Raw genomic sequence first — 14,718 nt, forward strand, 5'->3', positions numbered from 1 at the left:
CGATCAGGATGCGGGGAGGGTGAGCGGAGCGGAGCCGTCGGCGGCCCACACCCCCTCGACCCGGTGCTCGCCCGTGCCGATGCCCGACACCGCGGCGGTCGACGCCCGGGTCACGAACACCTGCGGGCGGAATCCGAAGATCACGGTGTCGCCGACCCGGATGTCGGTGCGGCCGTTCAGCGGGATCGTCGCGTAGTAGTCGATGGCCTCGGGCGCCGGCATCTCGACCGGCAGGGCGTCGAGGTCGGCAACGGATCCCGTCATCCGGCCGGTCGTGCGCCCGGCGGGTCCGCCGTCGCCGGTGGCCACGACGATGGCCGAGGTGGCCACCCCGCCCAGCACCGGATCGACGTAGAGGCCGCCGCCGAAGACGTAGGCGCGATCGTTCCAGAGGTGCGAGACCTCGGTGACGTACGCGATGGCCGGCTCCTCCTCCAGATCCGAGACCGCGTGCGCGGGAGTGGTTCCGGTCAGCCCGTGCCCCGGCTCCACCTGGGTGGCCCCGGCCTCGGCGAGCGCCTCCAGCACCGAGATGGAGGTCGTGCCGGGGGCGTTGACCTCGATGCCGGTGCGGCCGGCGGCCTCGAGCAGCTCGACCGCAGCGGTGAGGGTCGAGCGGTTGGGTGTGGCCGCCGCGGTGCCGCGCTCGGCGTCGAAGAGGGTGGCGGGGAAGGTCGTGATGCCGGCGAACCGCACCCCGGGGATGGTGTCGACGAGGTCGGCCGCCGCCGCGATGCCCTCGAGCGGGAAGCCGCCCTCGTGCCCCGTGTAGAAGCGGTCGCCCTCCTGCACCACGCGGAGGAGGACATCCTGCACCCGGCCCCGGCGGAGCGCCGCCGCCCCCGCCTCCCTGGCTTTGGTCTCGTTGAAGACCGTCCAGTAGAGGGGCTCGAGGGCAGCCGCCGTGTCGGCCTCGTGGCGCGGGATCTGCACGAGATGCCCGAGGTGCCCGATCCGCAAGCCGCCCGAGGCGGCGGCGAGGGCGCACTGCAGGTCGACGCCCACGGCGTGGGTGATGCCGGATGCGGCGAGCACCCGGGACACGTCGGGATTGCGGCCGAGCTGCTTGGTCATCGCGAACGGTGTGAGGCCGAGCCTGCCCGTCTCCCGAGCGAAGGCTGTGGCGTTGCGGCCCACGGCGTCGAGGTCGATCGCATAGGTGTTGGCGGGGAGCGCGCCCTCGCGGTGGAGCTCGGCGATCGCGTCGAGGAAGGCGGGATTGCGCCGGCGGAGGAGGTCGAGGAACATCGGGGCCGCCCTTTCTAGCTGTTCTTCTTGCCGCGGAGCGAGAACGACACCGCGATGAGGATGATGGCACCACGCACGATCATCTGCTGCGAGACGTTGAGGCCCGACAGGATGAGGCCGTTGTTGATCATGCTCATGAGCAGGCTGCCGATGAGGGCTCCGATCACGGTGCCCTTGCCGCCGAACAGGCTCGTGCCGCCCACGATCGACGCAGCGATCACGGTCATGAGGTCGGTCTCGCCGAGCGTGTACCTCGCACCCTGCAGACGCCCGGCGTAGAGCAGCCCAGCCAGCGCCGCGGTCATCGCGCTCCCCACGAACACCATGAGCCGCACCCGGTTGACCTTGATGCCGCTCACCCGGGAGGCGGCGGCGCTGTTGCCCACGGCGAGCACGTGCGCACCGTACCGGCGCTGGCGGAGGAGATGCCAGCCGACGAGCACCGCTGCCGCCGTCCACCACACCATGATCGGGAGGCCGAGGAGGTTGCCGCCGCCGAAGATCCAGACGAAGGCCTTGTCGGTCACGGGCACCGACTGCAGATCGGTGAGCTGGCGGGCGAGTCCGGCCACGAGCCCCATCGTCGCGAGGGTCACGAGGAACGAGGGCAGGCGCACCCAGGTGATGAAGATGCCGTTGACGAGGCCGACCGCGGCGCCGATGGCGAGACCGCAGAGGGCGGCGAGCCACCACTGGTCGGTCGCCTGCAGCACGACTCCGGCGGTGAGCCCGGAGAGGGCCACCGTGGAGCCGATGGAGAGATCGATCTCGCCCGTGCTCAGCACGAAGACCATGCCGATGGCCATGATCGTGATCGGCGCGGCCTGGATGACGATGTTCGTGAGGTTGGTGGCGTTCAGGAAGTACTGCGTCTGGGTGACCGCGAAGAACACGAACACCAGCACGAAGCCGATGTAGACGACGTAGTTGCTCCATTTCACCGTGCCGAGGCGGGCGACGAGGCCCGGGTCGGTCTGGGTGGGAGTGCTCATCGGGAAAGACCTCTCTCTGCCGCGGCCGCGGCGGCGTGGCGAGCGATCTCGGCCGCCCCGATCACGGGAGCGAGGGGGCCGAGCTGACTGATGCGGACGGGGACGTGCGGCTGGCCGTAGCGGGCGAGCCAGGAGGTGACGCGAGGGACGAGGTCGGGCCTCGCGCCGATGCCGCCGCCGAGGATGACGAGTTCGGGGTCGAGCACGGCGGTGACGGCTGCGATGCCGGCGGCGAGCCACCTGGCCTCCTCGTCGACCGCGTCGACGGCCTGGGCGTCGCCTGACGCGGCGAGGGCGAAGACCTCCTCGGCGGAGATCCCGGCCCCTGCGTTGGAGCGGGGGCTGGGGTTGGGCGCGAGGAGGAACCGCCCCGAGACGGCATCTCCGGCGGTCACCTCCTCGAGCGCACCGCGCACGTGGCTGGCGGGGTCGAGCGGATCGGCTCCGAGAGGGAGGAAGCCGATCTCGCCCGCGGCACCCCTCGCACCGCGCAGGAGCACGCCGTTGGCGATGACCCCCATGCCGATGCCGGTGCCGACCGAGATGAACACGAAGTCCGTGAGCCCCCGCCCGAGCCCCGCGACCAGCTCGCCCACGGCCGACACGTTGACGTCGTTCTCGATCACGACGGGGTGGCCGAGCAGGGTTGCGAGGCGCGTGCTGAACGGGACGCCGCCGAGCGCCGTGAGGTTGGGCGCCAGGTCGAACGACGTGCCCTCGGCATCCGGAACGCCCGCGCCGCCCACGCCGGTGGCGAGCACGCGGTCGAGGGTGATGCCGGCGGTCTCGCAGAGCTCGACCGCGAGCGCGTGGATCTGCTCGACCGCCTCGGAACCGTCTGCACTGGTCTCGATCCGCTTCTCGGCGAGCAGATCGCCCGTCGCCGTCGCGATGCCGGCCCGGATCTTCGTGCCGCCGAGATCGACGCCGATCACGTGGTCGCGCACGGGTGGCGCGCCGCGGCCGGCGCCTTCGCGACGGCCGCTGTGCTGGGTGGTGCTCGTCATACCGGACTACTCGGTGACGCTGGCGGGCGCTTCGGTGCCGTAGTCGAGCATCCAGCCCTCATCGAGGTTGGCCTTGGTCACCGCGATGGGCTCTGAGGCCACGAGCTCGGGCGCCTCCTTGTCGAGCACGCCGTAGGCCGCGGCGATCGCGAGACCCTTGCCGATGCCGATCGCACCGTTGCCGACCATGCCGATCACGGGGCCGTCGGCCACCATGTCGGCGGCGAGGGTGGCGTCGAGGTCGTTCGTGACGACCTTGACGTCGCTGCGGCCCGCGTCGCGGAGGGCGGAGAGCACACCCTGGGCGGCCGTCGCCCACGGCACGTAGATGCCGGTGATGTCGGGGTTGCGGGCGATGAGGGCCGCGGCGATCTCCTGGGTCTTGGCCTCGTCGGCGAAGCCCTCCTCGGCCACGATCTCGATGTCGGGGTAGAGGAACGCCATCCACGCCTTGAAGGACTCGTCGCGCTGGTTGGTGAACCAGAAGTCGGCGTCATGGAACATGTAGGCGATCTTGCCGCTGCCGCCGAGCGCGTCGCCGAGGAGCTCGGCGTTGGTCTTGCCCGCTGCGGCGAGATCCTCGGTGACGATCGAGACGTACTGGTCGCCCGCCGTGTAGTCGGCCGGCGGGGTCGTCATGATCACGAGCTTCACGCCGGCGTCGACCGCGGGCTGGAAGGTGGCGGCGGCCGAGACGGCGTCGACGGCCGTCGTGACGATGATGTCGGGGTTCAGGGCCAGCACGGTCTGCAGGTTGTTCGCCTGGGTGGCGGAGTCGAAGCTCGCCTGGGTGCTCGCGACGACCTCGATGCCGAGCTCGTCGAACTCTGCCGTCGCGCCGTCCTCGACCGCGGAGACGAACTCCGAGGAGGTGTGCCAGACGAAGGCGGCGGTGTACTTGCCGTCCTTCACCGTGGTGGTCTCCTCGTCGGTGAGCGACAGCTCGGAGAGGGCACCGGGGGTCTCCCCGCCGGGGCCGACGAACTCGAGGCTGGGCTCGGCGGCCGGCGTCGAGGGAGCGCCGTCGGCGCCGGATCCGGAGCCGTCGCCGGAGTCGGTGCCGGCCGAGCAGCCGGAGAGAACGAGAGCGGCTGCGGCGCCGATGACCATCAGCCGGGCGCCGTGCGAGGTGGTGCGTTTCATTGGGGTGTCCTATCCACGTGAGCGTGCGGTCCGACTGGAGTGCCCGTGGAAGCTGGGCGCCGTCGTCATCGACCTCGTGCATTCATTTTGATTTCATTACGCAATCAAAGTCAAGCCGCGGTTGTTACGGTTGTGTTTCGACGGTCATGACGGCGCCTGGAGATAGATCTCACCGTGAACTGAAATACTGACGACGCGAGCATCGAGGGGGCAGCATGGTCCAGGACATCCGGGAGCTGAACCGGTCGGCCGTGCTCACCGAGCTGATGAGCCTGCGGCCCGCCACCCGCAAGCAGATCGCGGAGTCGACGGGCATCTCGGCGGCCACCGTCACGCGGGCGATCGATCAGCTCATCGCCGACGGCATCGTGTGCGAGGTCTCCGAGGTCGTCGTGGAGAAGCGGGGGCGGCGAGCCATCCTGCTCGATCTCGTGGCGGAGAGATCGCTCGTGGTCGGGGTGGATCTCGGAGCGTCGAGCACCCGGATCATCGGCGGCGACCTGCTCGCGAACCCCGTGGTGGCGGTCGAGCTCCCGACGCCCTCGGAGCTCGGGGCGGCGGAGCTGGCCCTGTGGCTCGCACAGCAGGCGAAGTCGGCGGTGGGGGCCAGGTGGAGCGCCGTCGCCGCCGTGAGTCTCGGGCTTCCCGGAGCGGTCGACCAGGTGGAGCGCTCGGTGTCGAACGCGCCGAACCTCAAGCAGGTGGAGGATCCCGCGTTCCTCGCGGTCTGCGAGCTCGCACTCGGAGTCCCGCTGCTCGCCGACAACGACGCCAACCTGGCCCTCCTCGGCGAGCTGCGCTTCGGCGCCGCCCGGCACACCCCCTACGCCGCGATGCTCAGCCTCGGAGCCGGTCTCGGGGTGGGGATCGCGATCGACGGGGCGATCCTGCGCGGTCGCCACGGTCTCGTGGGTGAGTTCGGGCAGATCCCTGTGGGGGCGCTCGGGGAGCGGCTGGAGAGCTTCACGACGGGGCCGGGGCTGATGGCGCGGGCCGCGGCGGCGGGGGTGCCGCTGGAGTCGCCGGCGCGGTTGTTCGAGGCGAGCGGTGGCGAGGGAGGCGGCTCGGCCGACAGCCCGACCACCCAGCTGCGGGCCGACTTCGACCGCGCGCTCGTCACCGTGCTCACCGCCATCGCCGTCTCGAGCGAGCCGGAGACGATCGTGCTCGGCGGCGGCATCGCGAAGTCGCTGGTCGGCGATCTCGGCCGCTACCAGGAGCGGCTCGAGCAGACCATCCGCATCGCACCCACGCTCACGAGCGCGGAGCTGGGCGATTTCTCCGGCGCCGCGGGGGGCGTGGTGTCGGCGCTCCACACGGTCTACCTCACCCTCGGGGTCGAACAGGCCGCGCTGTCCGCGCTGCCCAAGACCGATCTCTTGACGCCCACGAGCATCCGCCGTATATTCAACCAAATGATTGAATAAAGGAGGCGGGATGGTGGGCGATGTTCGTGCAGACGCCGACGACACCCTGCTCGATCGCGCCTTCCTCGCCCTTGCCGACCCCGTGAGGCGCCGCATCGTCGCGCGCCTCAGCCGGGGCTCGGCCACCGTGAACGAGCTCGCCGAGCCGTTCGCCATCACCCTCCAGGCGGTCTCCCGACACATCCGCGTGCTCGAGGAGGCGGGTCTCGTGACCCGCACGCGCGACGGCCAGCGGCGCCCCGTGCACCTCGCGCCGGCGGCCCTCGAACCGCTCACCGCGTGGATCGACCGCTACCGCCTCATCCATGAGCAGCGATTCCGGACACTGGATGCGCTGCTCGCCGCCGGGCCCGATCCTGAACTCGCCGCCGGGCCTGACCACGACCAGGAGTCATCATGACCAACCCCACCACCATCACCGCCCCCGAAGGCCTGCCCTTCATCGAGATCGTGCGGGAGTTCGACGCCCCGGTCGCCGCCGTCTACAACGCCTGGGCCGATCCGTCGCTCGCAGCGAAGTGGCTGGGCCCCGACGGCTACGGCATGGAGATCGAGACCTACGACTTCGTGCCGGGCGGGAGCTGGCGCTACTTGAACACCGACCAGGAGGGCAACGTCTACGCATTCCACGGCGTCTTCCACACGGTCGAGCCGGGCGAGCTCGTCATCCAGACCTTCGAATGGGAGGGCCTGCCTCATCACGTCTCGCTCGAGTCGCTGCGCTTCGAGCCCCTGCCGGGCGATCGCACGCGCACCACCGCCTGGAGCACTTTCCCCTCTGTCGAGGGCCGTGACGGCATGATCGCCAACGGCATGGAGCACGGCGTCGTGGAGGGCTACGCCCGCCTGGACGGGCTTCTCACCTGATCCGCGTCAGAAGAGCTTGGGCTCGCCCGTGCGGGCGGGCCCCACGCCCTCGTCGCGGGTGAGCACCTCGAGGAACGCCGCGTTGACGAACAGCCGATCACGACCGACGCGGCTGTCGATCAGCACCCCGGCCGCGACGAGTGCGTTGAGCCAGGCGGTCGCGGTGGGTCGCGAGACACCGCATGCGCCGACGACCGTGGCGATCCGGCAGTAGGGCTGCTCGAAGAGCACGGTCAGCAGATCGGAATTCGAGCCCGCCGTCGTCACCGATCGGATGGTCTCCCTGACCCGGTGCTCCAGCACGGAGATGGCATCGATCTTGCGCACCGTCGACAAAGCGGTGCGGCGCAGTCCCTCGAGGACGAAGAGAATCCAGGACTCCCAATCCCCCTCGGCCGTGACCGCCAGCAGCAGCTCGTAGTAGGCCGACTTGTTCTCGATGATGAAGCGCGACAGGTAGAGGATGGGCTGGCTGAGCAGCCCCGCTTCCACGAGGAGCAGCACGTTCAGGATTCGTCCGGTGCGACCGTTGCCGTCTTCGAACGGGTGGATCGCCTCGAACTGGTAATGGGCGATCGCCATCACGACGAGCGGATCGAGCCCGTGATCGGCGTGGATGAACTGCTCCCATTGCGCCAGCAGGCGATGGATGACATCGGCCCCCACCGGAGGCGTGTACACCGCTTCGTTCGTGACCGGGTTGCCGACGAACGTGCCGGGCTGGCTCCGCACCTCCATCTCGCGGCCCTTGATCTCCGAACAGATCTCGGCGGCCGTCACCGCCGTGAGGGGTCGTCGCCTCACCCGCTCGAACCCCAGGAACAGCGCCTGGCGGTAGCGCAGCGTCTCCTTCGTCTCGGGCGTCGCCGAGGTCGACTCGTCGCGCGCGACCCGGAACAGCTCGTCGGTCGTCGTGACGATGTTCTCGATCTCGGAGCTCGCCTGGGCCTCGAGCAGGGGGATCGCGTTGATCAGCACGCTCGGGTTCGGGATGCGTAGCGACGCCTGCTCCAACCCCGCCAGGGCCGCGCGCGCCTCGACAGCCGCCTTCAGCACCGTTCTGGACTCGACGTCGAGTGCAGGGGGAACCGGAGGAACGTCGTACGGGACATCTGGCTGCCAGGTCACGTGTAAAGAGTATTGCCACATCCGTGCCACGTGTAAAATTCTGGCGGAATTTTTTACACGTCCTGGGGGGAGGGCGTGGGATTCGAACCCACGAAGGCTTTGACACCTCACCAGTTTTAAAGTTGATGAGGATGGTCGACCCGGCAGGCTAGATCCCGCCACCGATCTGGGACGATCTGCCCATCCGGCGCAGTCGCCTCTGCATCATAAAAAGGCCGTGATGTGTGACCTATTCGCAGCATCGTGATGGTGCCGACGACAGCACCCCCTACGCGCACTTCCCAGCGCTCTGTTTGGTCCCCGCGCTTTACCAGACGCAGCTTCCGAACTTCGACTTCAGCCATGGGGGTTTATATAAATACCGCTTGCAGGAAGAGCAAACCAATGACGATGAACCCGCAGCCTAGTCCTACGAACTTGCCCGGTGTCTCGTACTGGGCACCACTCTTTTCTCTCGGAGTTCCGTCCCAGTGGCTCCCTCGAATCTTCGCTTGCGCGCGGGACCACGGCACCCGGAAGATGATCGCAAGAATTCCAGTAATGATCATAACTATGCCGATGATGGCGTCGAAAATCGTCATTGTCAGTTCCGTGACTAGAGCCACCGTGAGAGGCGCCGTATGGCTCCCTCAGGACTCTCCGCGTTGCCGAGCAGGCTCAGGTCAAGATCAATATCTGAGTCCGTCTCGCGATTCAAGAAGAATAATCCTACCGATGCCGATTCCCGCACAACGAAGGGTGTGACTCGAAGGTCACCATCGACCTCTTCCAGGATCGAGTGCGTGCCAGAGTGCACCGAGCGTATAAGGACCCATCGACGCATGCCAAGACAGTAGCGGGTCCCTCTGACACGTCGATATTGTGAGCGCGGGGGTAATCATGACGACAGTCACCAGGAAACCGGTCTACGCAGAGCCGGGTCAGACTTTTCCGGGCAAGAAGCTCGGCACTGTGGGGATGATTCTTGCATTCTTCTTCACACCCGTAGCCGTAGTGCTCTGCGCCATTGCGCTCTCGCAATCCCACGATGCCGGATTCAAGAACAATCGCGCTTTGGCGGGCTTGATCGTAGCTATCACCTTGTTCCTAGTCGGGACCGCGCTGGGTGTCGTGAGCGTCATCATGGGTGCCGGAATCTCCCCAACCTTCAACTAGGTCAAACTCCTTGCCATAGAAAAACTGGCGAGGCGGGGATGACATGGCGGGTAAAGCTGGGCGAGCCGACTGGGGCAACGTGCGCGTGCTATCGAGCGGCAGATACCGAGCTCGATATACCAAGCCTGACGGCAAGATTGCCTCTTGGGTACGTTCGCCAAGAGGAAAGAAGCAACTGCCGCGATAGCCAAAGTCCAGACCTCGATGGCTTCAGGGTCCTACGCAGGCCCTAAATCGGGCGCAGTCCCGCTATCCGTGTACGCGGCAGACTATTTCGAGCATGGAGGTTACGCCTTCGGTACCCTCTCGCTGTACCGGAACAAGTTCAAGAGTTTTGTAGAGCCGCACCTAGGCGACCCGCTGCTTTCCAAGATCACGGCACCCCGGATTAAGAAGTGGTTCGATACCGACCTGCTGAAGGGTGGAGCTACGCGGGTAGCTTCTGACACAGAACATCGGCAGACGTACACAATCCTCCACGGCATCTTCCGCCAGGCTGAGGAAGACGAACTTATTGCTGAGAATCCCTGCCAAATTCGCGGTGCCGCAACTCCTCAATCCCCCACGCGCCCGTACATGTCTGTGGAGTCGTTCGAGAAGATTCGTGATGCCCACCAGGAGCACCTGAAGCTTGCACTTGACACGGCTTACTACGCCCATCTGCTACCGGGTGAACTTGTAGCCCTAAAGAAGGCTGACCTAGACCGTAAGACACGGAGGCTCACCATTGAGCGTCATGGAATCGACGTGCGTGGAGGCATCCAGATTACAAAAACCAAGACTCACGTGACCCGGCACCCTACGATCCCGGCAAGCCTCGTGGAACGCCTCGTGTCAATGATCGAGAGCCATACAGATTGCGAGCCATGGCAATTCGTAAGACCCAATGGACACCATCACACCCGGCACGCTCTCGAATCTTCATGGAAAGCAACTGATGGACAGGGGCGGGCATCGAACATCTGCCGCAGCTTTGGCGATATCAGCACTCGGATCCAGAAGCTCTATAGCAAATTCAATGGCACCAGACGCAGAGTATTCATAGGAAAGACCCGGTAGCCCGAAATCAAAACATTGGGCTAACCGGGTCTTTTTGTGCGGAGGGCAAGAGATTCGAACTCTTGAGGGCTATTACACCCCACCAGTTTTCAAGACTGGCTCCATCGGCCGCTCGGACAGCCCTCCCGATCGCCGGGGCGATCGTGTCGAGTTTAGCGGCACCACGTCGGCGCGGGGCGGCCGGTCGCGCGGCCGGCCGGTCAGAGGGTGGCGAGCACCGCCGCCACGCCGTCGTCGTGCACCGAGGCGGTGACCTCGGTGGCTTCGGCGATCACGTCCTCCGGGGCCTGCGCCATGGCCACGGCCCGGCCGCCCTCGGCGCCCGCCCAGCGGAACATGTCGACGTCGTTGCGGCCGTCGCCCACCACCATCACGCGGGAGCGCGGGATGCCGAGCGCCTCGCGCACGCGCTCGAGCCCCGTGGCCTTGTTGACGCCGTCCGGCGCGATATCGAGCCACGCGGTCCAGCCGATCGAGTACGAGACGCGGTGCAGTCCCATCCGCTCCACGATCGCGAGGAAGTCCTCCATGTCGTGGTCGGGCGAGACCACGACCACGCGCGTCGCCTCCGTCTCGAGCAGCTGCTCGAACGGCACCTGCTCGCTCGACGCCCCGAGCACCGTGTCGGGGAACGACTCCGTGTAGAGGAAGCGGCCGTCCGCATCCTCGACCGCGTAGACCGCCTCGGCCAGGTGGGTCCGGATGCGCGAGAGCACACCCGACGGATCGAAGGTCTCGACGTGGTGCTGACGGTAGCCGAGCGGGGCCGTGGCATCCCGGATCATCGTGATCGCGCCGTTCGCGCAGACCACGTACTCGGGCACGATGTCGAGCTGCTGCAGCACGGGGAGGGTGTGCGCGACCGAGCGGCCGGTGGCGAGCATCACCTCGTTGCCCTCGGCGGCGACCCGGCGCACCTCGGCGCCGACGATGCCGCTCAGCGTGCCGTCCTCGTGCAGCACCGTGCCGTCGATGTCGAGCGCCACGAGCCACGGTGCCGCAGCGCCGCCGACAGCGCTCACGGCGCCTCGATCAGCGACAGGCCGCCGAGGTAGGGGCGCAGCACCTCGGGGATGACGACCGTGCCGTCCTCCTGCTGGTGCGTCTCGAGCAGCGCCACGATCCATCGCGTCGTGGCGAGCGTTCCGTTGAGGGTCGCCACGGGAGCGGTCTTGCCCGACTCGGTGCGGTAGCGGGTGTCGAGCCGGCGCGCCTGGTAGGTGGTGCAGTTCGAGGTCGAGGTGAGCTCGCGGTAGGTCTCCTGCGAGGGCACCCAGGCCTCGGTGTCGAACTTGCGCGCGGCACTCGATCCGAGGTCGCCGGCCGCCACGTCGATCACGCGGTACGACAGGCCGAGGTCGGTGAGCATTCCCTCCTGGTACGACAGCAGCGCCTCGTGCTCGGTCTCGGCGTTCTCGGGCAGCACGTAGCTGAACATCTCGAGCTTGTTGAACTGGTGCACGCGCAGGATGCCGCGGGTGTCCTTGCCGTGCGAGCCGGCCTCCCGCCGGTAGCAGGTCGACCATCCGGCGTAGCGGAGGCCGCCGTCGGGCACATCGAGGATCTCGCCCATGTGGAATCCGGCGAGCGCCACCTCGCTCGTGCCGGTGAGGAAGAGGTCGTCGGCCGGGAGGTAGTAGACCTCGTCGGCGTGTTCGCCGAGGAAGCCCGTGCCGTCCATCGTCTCGGGTCGCACGAGGGTGGGGGTGATCAGCGGAGTGAAGCCCGCGGCGAGCGCGCGGTCCAGCGCGAGGTTCATGAGCGCGAGCTCGAGCCGCGCGCCCATGCCGGTGAGGAAGTAGAAGCGGGCGCCCGAGACCTTCGCACCGCGCGCGAGGTCGAACATCTTCAGCGACTCGCCGAGCTCGACGTGGTCGCGGGGCGTGAAGTCGAAGCTCGGCTTGGTGCCGACCTCGCGGAGGGTCACGAAGTTCTCCTCGCCACCCGCCGGCACACCGTCGACGACGATGTTCTGGATCTTGCGGGCGGTCTCGGTGAACAGGCCCTCCGCATCCGTCGCCCGCTGGCTGGCGGCCTTGACCCGGGCCGCGAGCTCCTGCGCCTGGGCCACGAGCGCCTTCTTCTCCTCCTTGGAGGCGGCGGCGACCTGCTTGCCGAAGGCGTTCTGCTCGGCGCGGAGGTTCTCGAACTCGAGGATGGCGGCGCGGCGCTCGGTGTCGGCGGCGAGGGCCGCGTCGACGAGGTCGACGGACGCCCCGCGGGCGGCTTGCGATTCGCGGACGACATCGGGCTTGTCCCGCAGGAGCACTGGATCGATCACGGCATCCATCCTAGCTTCGCGGGGTTTGCCGGGCTGAGCCGCTACGGTGAACGCGTGACGACGGACGGCGGGGGCACGGGGGCACGGGGGTCGCTCCGCGCCGCCATCGTGGTGAACCCCGTCAAGGTCGACGCGACGAAGCTCCGCGGGCTCGTGGCCGCCGCCGAGAAGGCGGCCGGCTGGGGCGAGACGATGTGGTTCGAATCGACCGTCGACGACTCGGGGCAGCTGGTGACGCGCGAGGCGCTCACGCAGGGAGCCTCGGTCGTGATGGCCGCGGGCGGAGACGGCACGGTGCGCGCGGTGGCCGAGGGTCTGCGCGGCACGGGGGTGCCGCTCGGGCTGCTGCCCGTGGGCACGGGCAACCTCCTCGCCCGCAACCTCGCGGTCAACCTCTCGGACGTCGAGCTCGCGGTCACGGTCGCGTTCACGGGTTCGGATCGCGCGATCGACCTCGGGCTGGTCACGGCCAAGCGGGGCGACGGGAGCGTGGAGGAGCACGCGTTCCTCGTGATGGCGGGGCTCGGGCTGGATGCGCAGATGATCGCGAAGACGAACGTCAAGCTCAAGAAGAGGGTGGGCTGGCTCGCCTACGTCGACGGCATCGGGCGGGCGCTGCCCGTGCTGAAGCCCGTGAAGCTCAGGTTCCGGCTCGACGGCGGGCCGTGGAGGTCGACGAGCGCGCACACCGTGATCGTGGGCAACTGCGGGCTCCTGCCCGGCGGGCTGCTGCTGATCCCGGATGCCCGGCCCGACGACGGGGTGCTCGACATCGTGGCGCTGCGGCCGGAGGGTCCGCTCGGGTGGCTGAAGGTGTGGAACAAGCTCGCGTTCGAGAACGGGGTGCTGCGGCGGTCGGCGGCCGGGCGCAGGCTGATCGACCTCAACAACGACGTGCGCTCGGTGTCGTACTCCACCGGGCGCGACTTCGAGCTGACCCTCGACGTGACGGAGGAGATCCAGCTCGACGGCGACGCGTGGGGCACCGCTCGCGCCGTGCACTGCCGCGTCGACCCGGGCGCCCTGCTCGTGCGCGTGCCGCGAGCGACTTGACAGTAGGTGCGCTCATCCGGCGTGACTTGACACAAGATGTGCCAAGTCACGCCTTGTTCGCGCAACTAGTGTCAAGTCACGGGCCGGGGTAGGGCGGGCGGATGCTCAGCGCGCGCGGCGGGGACGGGTGCGGCCCGGGGCGGCGGGCTTCTTCTTGCCGCGAGTGCCCGACGACTTCGCCTTGGCCGCACGAGCCTCGGCCGCCTTGGCCTTGGCGACCGCCGTGGGCTTGAGCTTCTTGGCCGCCTCGATGGCCTCGACCGTCTCCGCACCTCGCGTGCTGTTGGCCGTGCGGCCGCGCACGACACCGACGAACTCGTCGATCAGGCGCCAGCGCTCGGGCTCCGCCTCGAGCACCTCGGGGCTCTGCACGTCGGCGCGCCAGACGAGGGCGACCCGCACCTCGTCTCCCGACCCCTGCGACCCCGCGAAGTCGCGCGCCACCACGTCGCGTCGCGAGTGCAGCCGTGCCACCGACTTCGGCACCACGAGGTAGCCGACGCCCGCGGCCACGAGCTCCGTGGCATCCGCACCGCCCGTGGGGCCCGCCGCGATCTCGAGCCGCTGCAGCGGCGGCCGCCCCGCCGCCACCTCCTGCTCCGCGATCTCGGCGATGTCGGCGGCCGTGACCTGCTCGAGCAGGCCGAGCTCGTGCTCCTTCGGCAGCACCACGACCGGCAGCTCGGTGTAGAGCGGGATGGCGCGGTAGCCGTCGGCCGGCACCGGGAGCCGCACGAGCGCCACGTCGGCCGCATCCGTCTCGAGCAGCGCCAGCGCATCGGCGGTGGCGGTGGGGTAGGACTCGAGGGGGAGGATGCCGAGCGGGGTCTCCGGCATCCGCTCGTTCCACACGCCGAACCACTTCGAGGGCGTGACCCCGGGGGCGAACGCGACGCGAAGGGGCATGCGCCCAAGGATACCCGCGCCGCCCGGCTACTCTGGGGGAATGAGCCCCGAGAAGACACCGCAGACCATGAAGCCGGCGACGGCCGCGAAGAAGCTCGGAATCTACCTGCCCGCAGCTCCCGCCGAGTTCCAGGAGCAGCCCGTCACCCGCGGCGCGCTCAACGAGCTGCTGCAGTCGCCGCCGGAGTGGCTCGTCGAGCTGCGCCTGCAGGGGCCGCATCCGCGCGACGTGGTGGCCCGCAAGCTCGGCGTCTCCATCTCGGGCCTCGCCCGTGGTGGTGTGACCGAGGCGCTCACGACCGACGAGATCACGGCACTGCTGCAGTCGCCGCCGGAGTGGCTCGTGACCGAGCGCGCCACCCAGGCCGCCGTGCGCGAGGAGAACCGCCGCGTGAAGGACGTCAAGGCCGGCAAGGCCGCCGCCCGCGAGGAGCGCGAGTCGGAGTAGCGGG

17 protein-coding genes and 1 tRNA gene are annotated in these 14,718 nt (G+C 68.4%); 9 read left to right on the forward strand and 9 right to left on the reverse strand.

Annotation, left to right across the window (positions count from 1 at the left end):
* Nucleotides 1-3 precede the first annotated feature (3 nt).
* The 4 genes from N1028_RS03300 to N1028_RS03315 are packed head-to-tail and all read right to left on the reverse strand — an operon-like array spanning nucleotide 4 to nucleotide 4,390.
* Entirely contained in the window at nucleotides 4-1,248 is a 1,245-nt protein-coding gene (locus N1028_RS03300; RefSeq protein ID WP_259525390.1) for an alanine racemase, read from the reverse strand.
* 14 nt (nucleotides 1,249-1,262) lie between these two features.
* A complete protein-coding gene (locus tag N1028_RS03305) occupies nucleotides 1,263-2,240 on the reverse strand; it encodes an ABC transporter permease (RefSeq protein WP_259525391.1) in 978 nt (325 codons plus the stop codon).
* The gene (locus N1028_RS03310) at nucleotides 2,237-3,247 is read right to left on the reverse strand and encodes an ROK family protein (RefSeq protein ID WP_259525392.1); all 1,011 of its coding nucleotides are present in this window, start codon (nucleotides 3,245-3,247) and stop codon (nucleotides 2,237-2,239) included. Before N1028_RS03310 ends, N1028_RS03305 begins: the two co-directional genes overlap by 4 nt.
* A 6-nt stretch (nucleotides 3,248-3,253) precedes the next feature.
* Entirely contained in the window at nucleotides 3,254-4,390 is a 1,137-nt protein-coding gene (locus N1028_RS03315) for a substrate-binding domain-containing protein (RefSeq protein ID WP_259525393.1), read from the reverse strand.
* Between the two features lie 215 nt (nucleotides 4,391-4,605).
* Between N1028_RS03315 and N1028_RS03320 the strand changes: the two genes are divergently transcribed.
* Genes N1028_RS03320 through N1028_RS03330 form a run of 3 tightly spaced genes read left to right on the forward strand, consistent with a single transcriptional unit; the run spans nucleotide 4,606 to nucleotide 6,684 of the window.
* The gene (locus tag N1028_RS03320; protein ID WP_259525395.1) at nucleotides 4,606-5,817 is read left to right on the forward strand and encodes an ROK family transcriptional regulator; all 1,212 of its coding nucleotides are present in this window, start codon (nucleotides 4,606-4,608) and stop codon (nucleotides 5,815-5,817) included.
* A 10-nt stretch (nucleotides 5,818-5,827) separates the two neighbouring features.
* On the forward strand, nucleotides 5,828-6,217 hold the full coding sequence (locus N1028_RS03325; RefSeq protein ID WP_259525397.1) for an ArsR/SmtB family transcription factor: 390 nt from the start codon (nucleotides 5,828-5,830) through the stop codon (nucleotides 6,215-6,217).
* Nucleotides 6,214-6,684: an SRPBCC family protein gene (locus N1028_RS03330; RefSeq protein ID WP_259525398.1), complete on the forward strand. Its 471-nt coding sequence runs from the start codon at nucleotides 6,214-6,216 to the stop codon at nucleotides 6,682-6,684. The genes N1028_RS03325 and N1028_RS03330 overlap by 4 nt, the downstream gene beginning before the upstream one ends.
* Before the next feature lie 6 nt (nucleotides 6,685-6,690).
* Here N1028_RS03330 and N1028_RS03335 read toward each other — a convergent pair whose 3' ends face one another.
* Nucleotides 6,691-7,812, reverse strand: coding sequence for a Fic family protein (locus N1028_RS03335; RefSeq protein ID WP_259525399.1), 1,122 nt, complete (start codon nucleotides 7,810-7,812; stop codon nucleotides 6,691-6,693).
* Nucleotides 7,813-8,036: 224 nt separating this feature from the next.
* Here N1028_RS03335 and N1028_RS03340 point away from each other — a divergent pair, with 224 nt between their 5' ends.
* From N1028_RS03340 to N1028_RS03350, 4 genes are all read left to right on the forward strand, one after another.
* Nucleotides 8,037-8,219 carry a hypothetical protein gene (locus N1028_RS03340; RefSeq protein ID WP_259525400.1) on the forward strand — a complete coding sequence of 61 codons (183 nt, stop codon included), beginning with the start codon at nucleotides 8,037-8,039 and terminating at the stop codon, nucleotides 8,217-8,219.
* A 472-nt stretch (nucleotides 8,220-8,691) separates the two neighbouring features.
* Nucleotides 8,692-8,967 carry a hypothetical protein gene (locus tag N1028_RS03345; RefSeq protein WP_259525401.1) on the forward strand — a complete coding sequence of 92 codons (276 nt, stop codon included), beginning with the start codon at nucleotides 8,692-8,694 and terminating at the stop codon, nucleotides 8,965-8,967.
* A gap of 43 nt (nucleotides 8,968-9,010) precedes the next feature.
* Entirely contained in the window at nucleotides 9,011-9,154 is a 144-nt protein-coding gene (locus N1028_RS19820) for a hypothetical protein (protein ID WP_510727678.1), read from the forward strand.
* Nucleotides 9,112-10,026, forward strand: a complete 915-nt coding sequence (locus tag N1028_RS03350) for a site-specific integrase (RefSeq protein ID WP_259525402.1) — start codon at nucleotides 9,112-9,114, stop codon at nucleotides 10,024-10,026. The genes N1028_RS19820 and N1028_RS03350 overlap by 43 nt, the downstream gene beginning before the upstream one ends.
* Nucleotides 10,027-10,065: 39 nt before the next feature.
* Here the strand turns inward: N1028_RS03350 and N1028_RS03355 are convergent.
* From N1028_RS03355 to serS, 3 genes are all read right to left on the reverse strand, one after another.
* Nucleotides 10,066-10,152 (reverse strand) — tRNA-Ser (locus tag N1028_RS03355).
* A 74-nt stretch (nucleotides 10,153-10,226) separates the two neighbouring features.
* Complete coding sequence (locus tag N1028_RS03360; RefSeq protein WP_259525403.1) at nucleotides 10,227-11,048, reverse strand: HAD family hydrolase; 822 nt, start codon at nucleotides 11,046-11,048, stop codon at nucleotides 10,227-10,229.
* On the reverse strand, nucleotides 11,045-12,307 hold the full coding sequence (gene serS / locus N1028_RS03365) for a serine--tRNA ligase (protein ID WP_259525404.1): 1,263 nt from the start codon (nucleotides 12,305-12,307) through the stop codon (nucleotides 11,045-11,047). Before serS ends, N1028_RS03360 begins: the two co-directional genes overlap by 4 nt.
* Before the next feature lie 54 nt (nucleotides 12,308-12,361).
* Between serS and N1028_RS03370 the strand changes: the two genes are divergently transcribed.
* Nucleotides 12,362-13,360 carry a diacylglycerol/lipid kinase family protein gene (locus N1028_RS03370; protein ID WP_259525405.1) on the forward strand — a complete coding sequence of 333 codons (999 nt, stop codon included), beginning with the start codon at nucleotides 12,362-12,364 and terminating at the stop codon, nucleotides 13,358-13,360.
* Between the two features lie 105 nt (nucleotides 13,361-13,465).
* On the opposite strand, the gene N1028_RS03375 is transcribed toward N1028_RS03370, so the two are convergent.
* On the reverse strand, nucleotides 13,466-14,266 hold the full coding sequence (locus N1028_RS03375; protein WP_259525406.1) for a LysR family transcriptional regulator substrate-binding protein: 801 nt from the start codon (nucleotides 14,264-14,266) through the stop codon (nucleotides 13,466-13,468).
* A gap of 40 nt (nucleotides 14,267-14,306) precedes the next feature.
* Here N1028_RS03375 and N1028_RS03380 point away from each other — a divergent pair, with 40 nt between their 5' ends.
* Entirely contained in the window at nucleotides 14,307-14,714 is a 408-nt protein-coding gene (locus N1028_RS03380; RefSeq protein ID WP_259525407.1) for a DUF5997 family protein, read from the forward strand.
* Nucleotides 14,715-14,718: the final 4 nt, after the last annotated feature.

Origin of the sequence: Herbiconiux oxytropis, from assembly GCF_024979315.1 — a bacterium.
GTDB classification, from domain to species: Bacteria; Actinomycetota; Actinomycetes; order Actinomycetales; family Microbacteriaceae; genus Herbiconiux; species Herbiconiux oxytropis.

Coding starts and splice junctions, on each gene's coding strand:
- N1028_RS03320 (WP_259525395.1), top strand. CDS start 4,606: ATGGTCCAGGACATCCGGGAGCTGAACCGGTCGGCCGTGCTCACCGAG.
- N1028_RS03315 (WP_259525393.1), bottom strand. CDS start 4,390: ATGAAACGCACCACCTCGCACGGCGCCCGGCTGATGGTCATCGGCGCC.
- N1028_RS03300 (WP_259525390.1), bottom strand. CDS start 1,248: ATGTTCCTCGACCTCCTCCGCCGGCGCAATCCCGCCTTCCTCGACGCG.
- N1028_RS03325 (WP_259525397.1), top strand. CDS start 5,828: ATGGTGGGCGATGTTCGTGCAGACGCCGACGACACCCTGCTCGATCGC.
- N1028_RS03305 (WP_259525391.1), bottom strand. CDS start 2,240: ATGAGCACTCCCACCCAGACCGACCCGGGCCTCGTCGCCCGCCTCGGC.
- N1028_RS03330 (WP_259525398.1), top strand. CDS start 6,214: ATGACCAACCCCACCACCATCACCGCCCCCGAAGGCCTGCCCTTCATC.
- N1028_RS03375 (WP_259525406.1), bottom strand. CDS start 14,266: ATGCCCCTTCGCGTCGCGTTCGCCCCCGGGGTCACGCCCTCGAAGTGG.
- N1028_RS03380 (WP_259525407.1), top strand. CDS start 14,307: ATGAGCCCCGAGAAGACACCGCAGACCATGAAGCCGGCGACGGCCGCG.
- N1028_RS03310 (WP_259525392.1), bottom strand. CDS start 3,247: ATGACGAGCACCACCCAGCACAGCGGCCGTCGCGAAGGCGCCGGCCGC.
- N1028_RS19820 (WP_510727678.1), top strand. CDS start 9,011: ATGGCGGGTAAAGCTGGGCGAGCCGACTGGGGCAACGTGCGCGTGCTA.
- N1028_RS03345 (WP_259525401.1), top strand. CDS start 8,692: ATGACGACAGTCACCAGGAAACCGGTCTACGCAGAGCCGGGTCAGACT.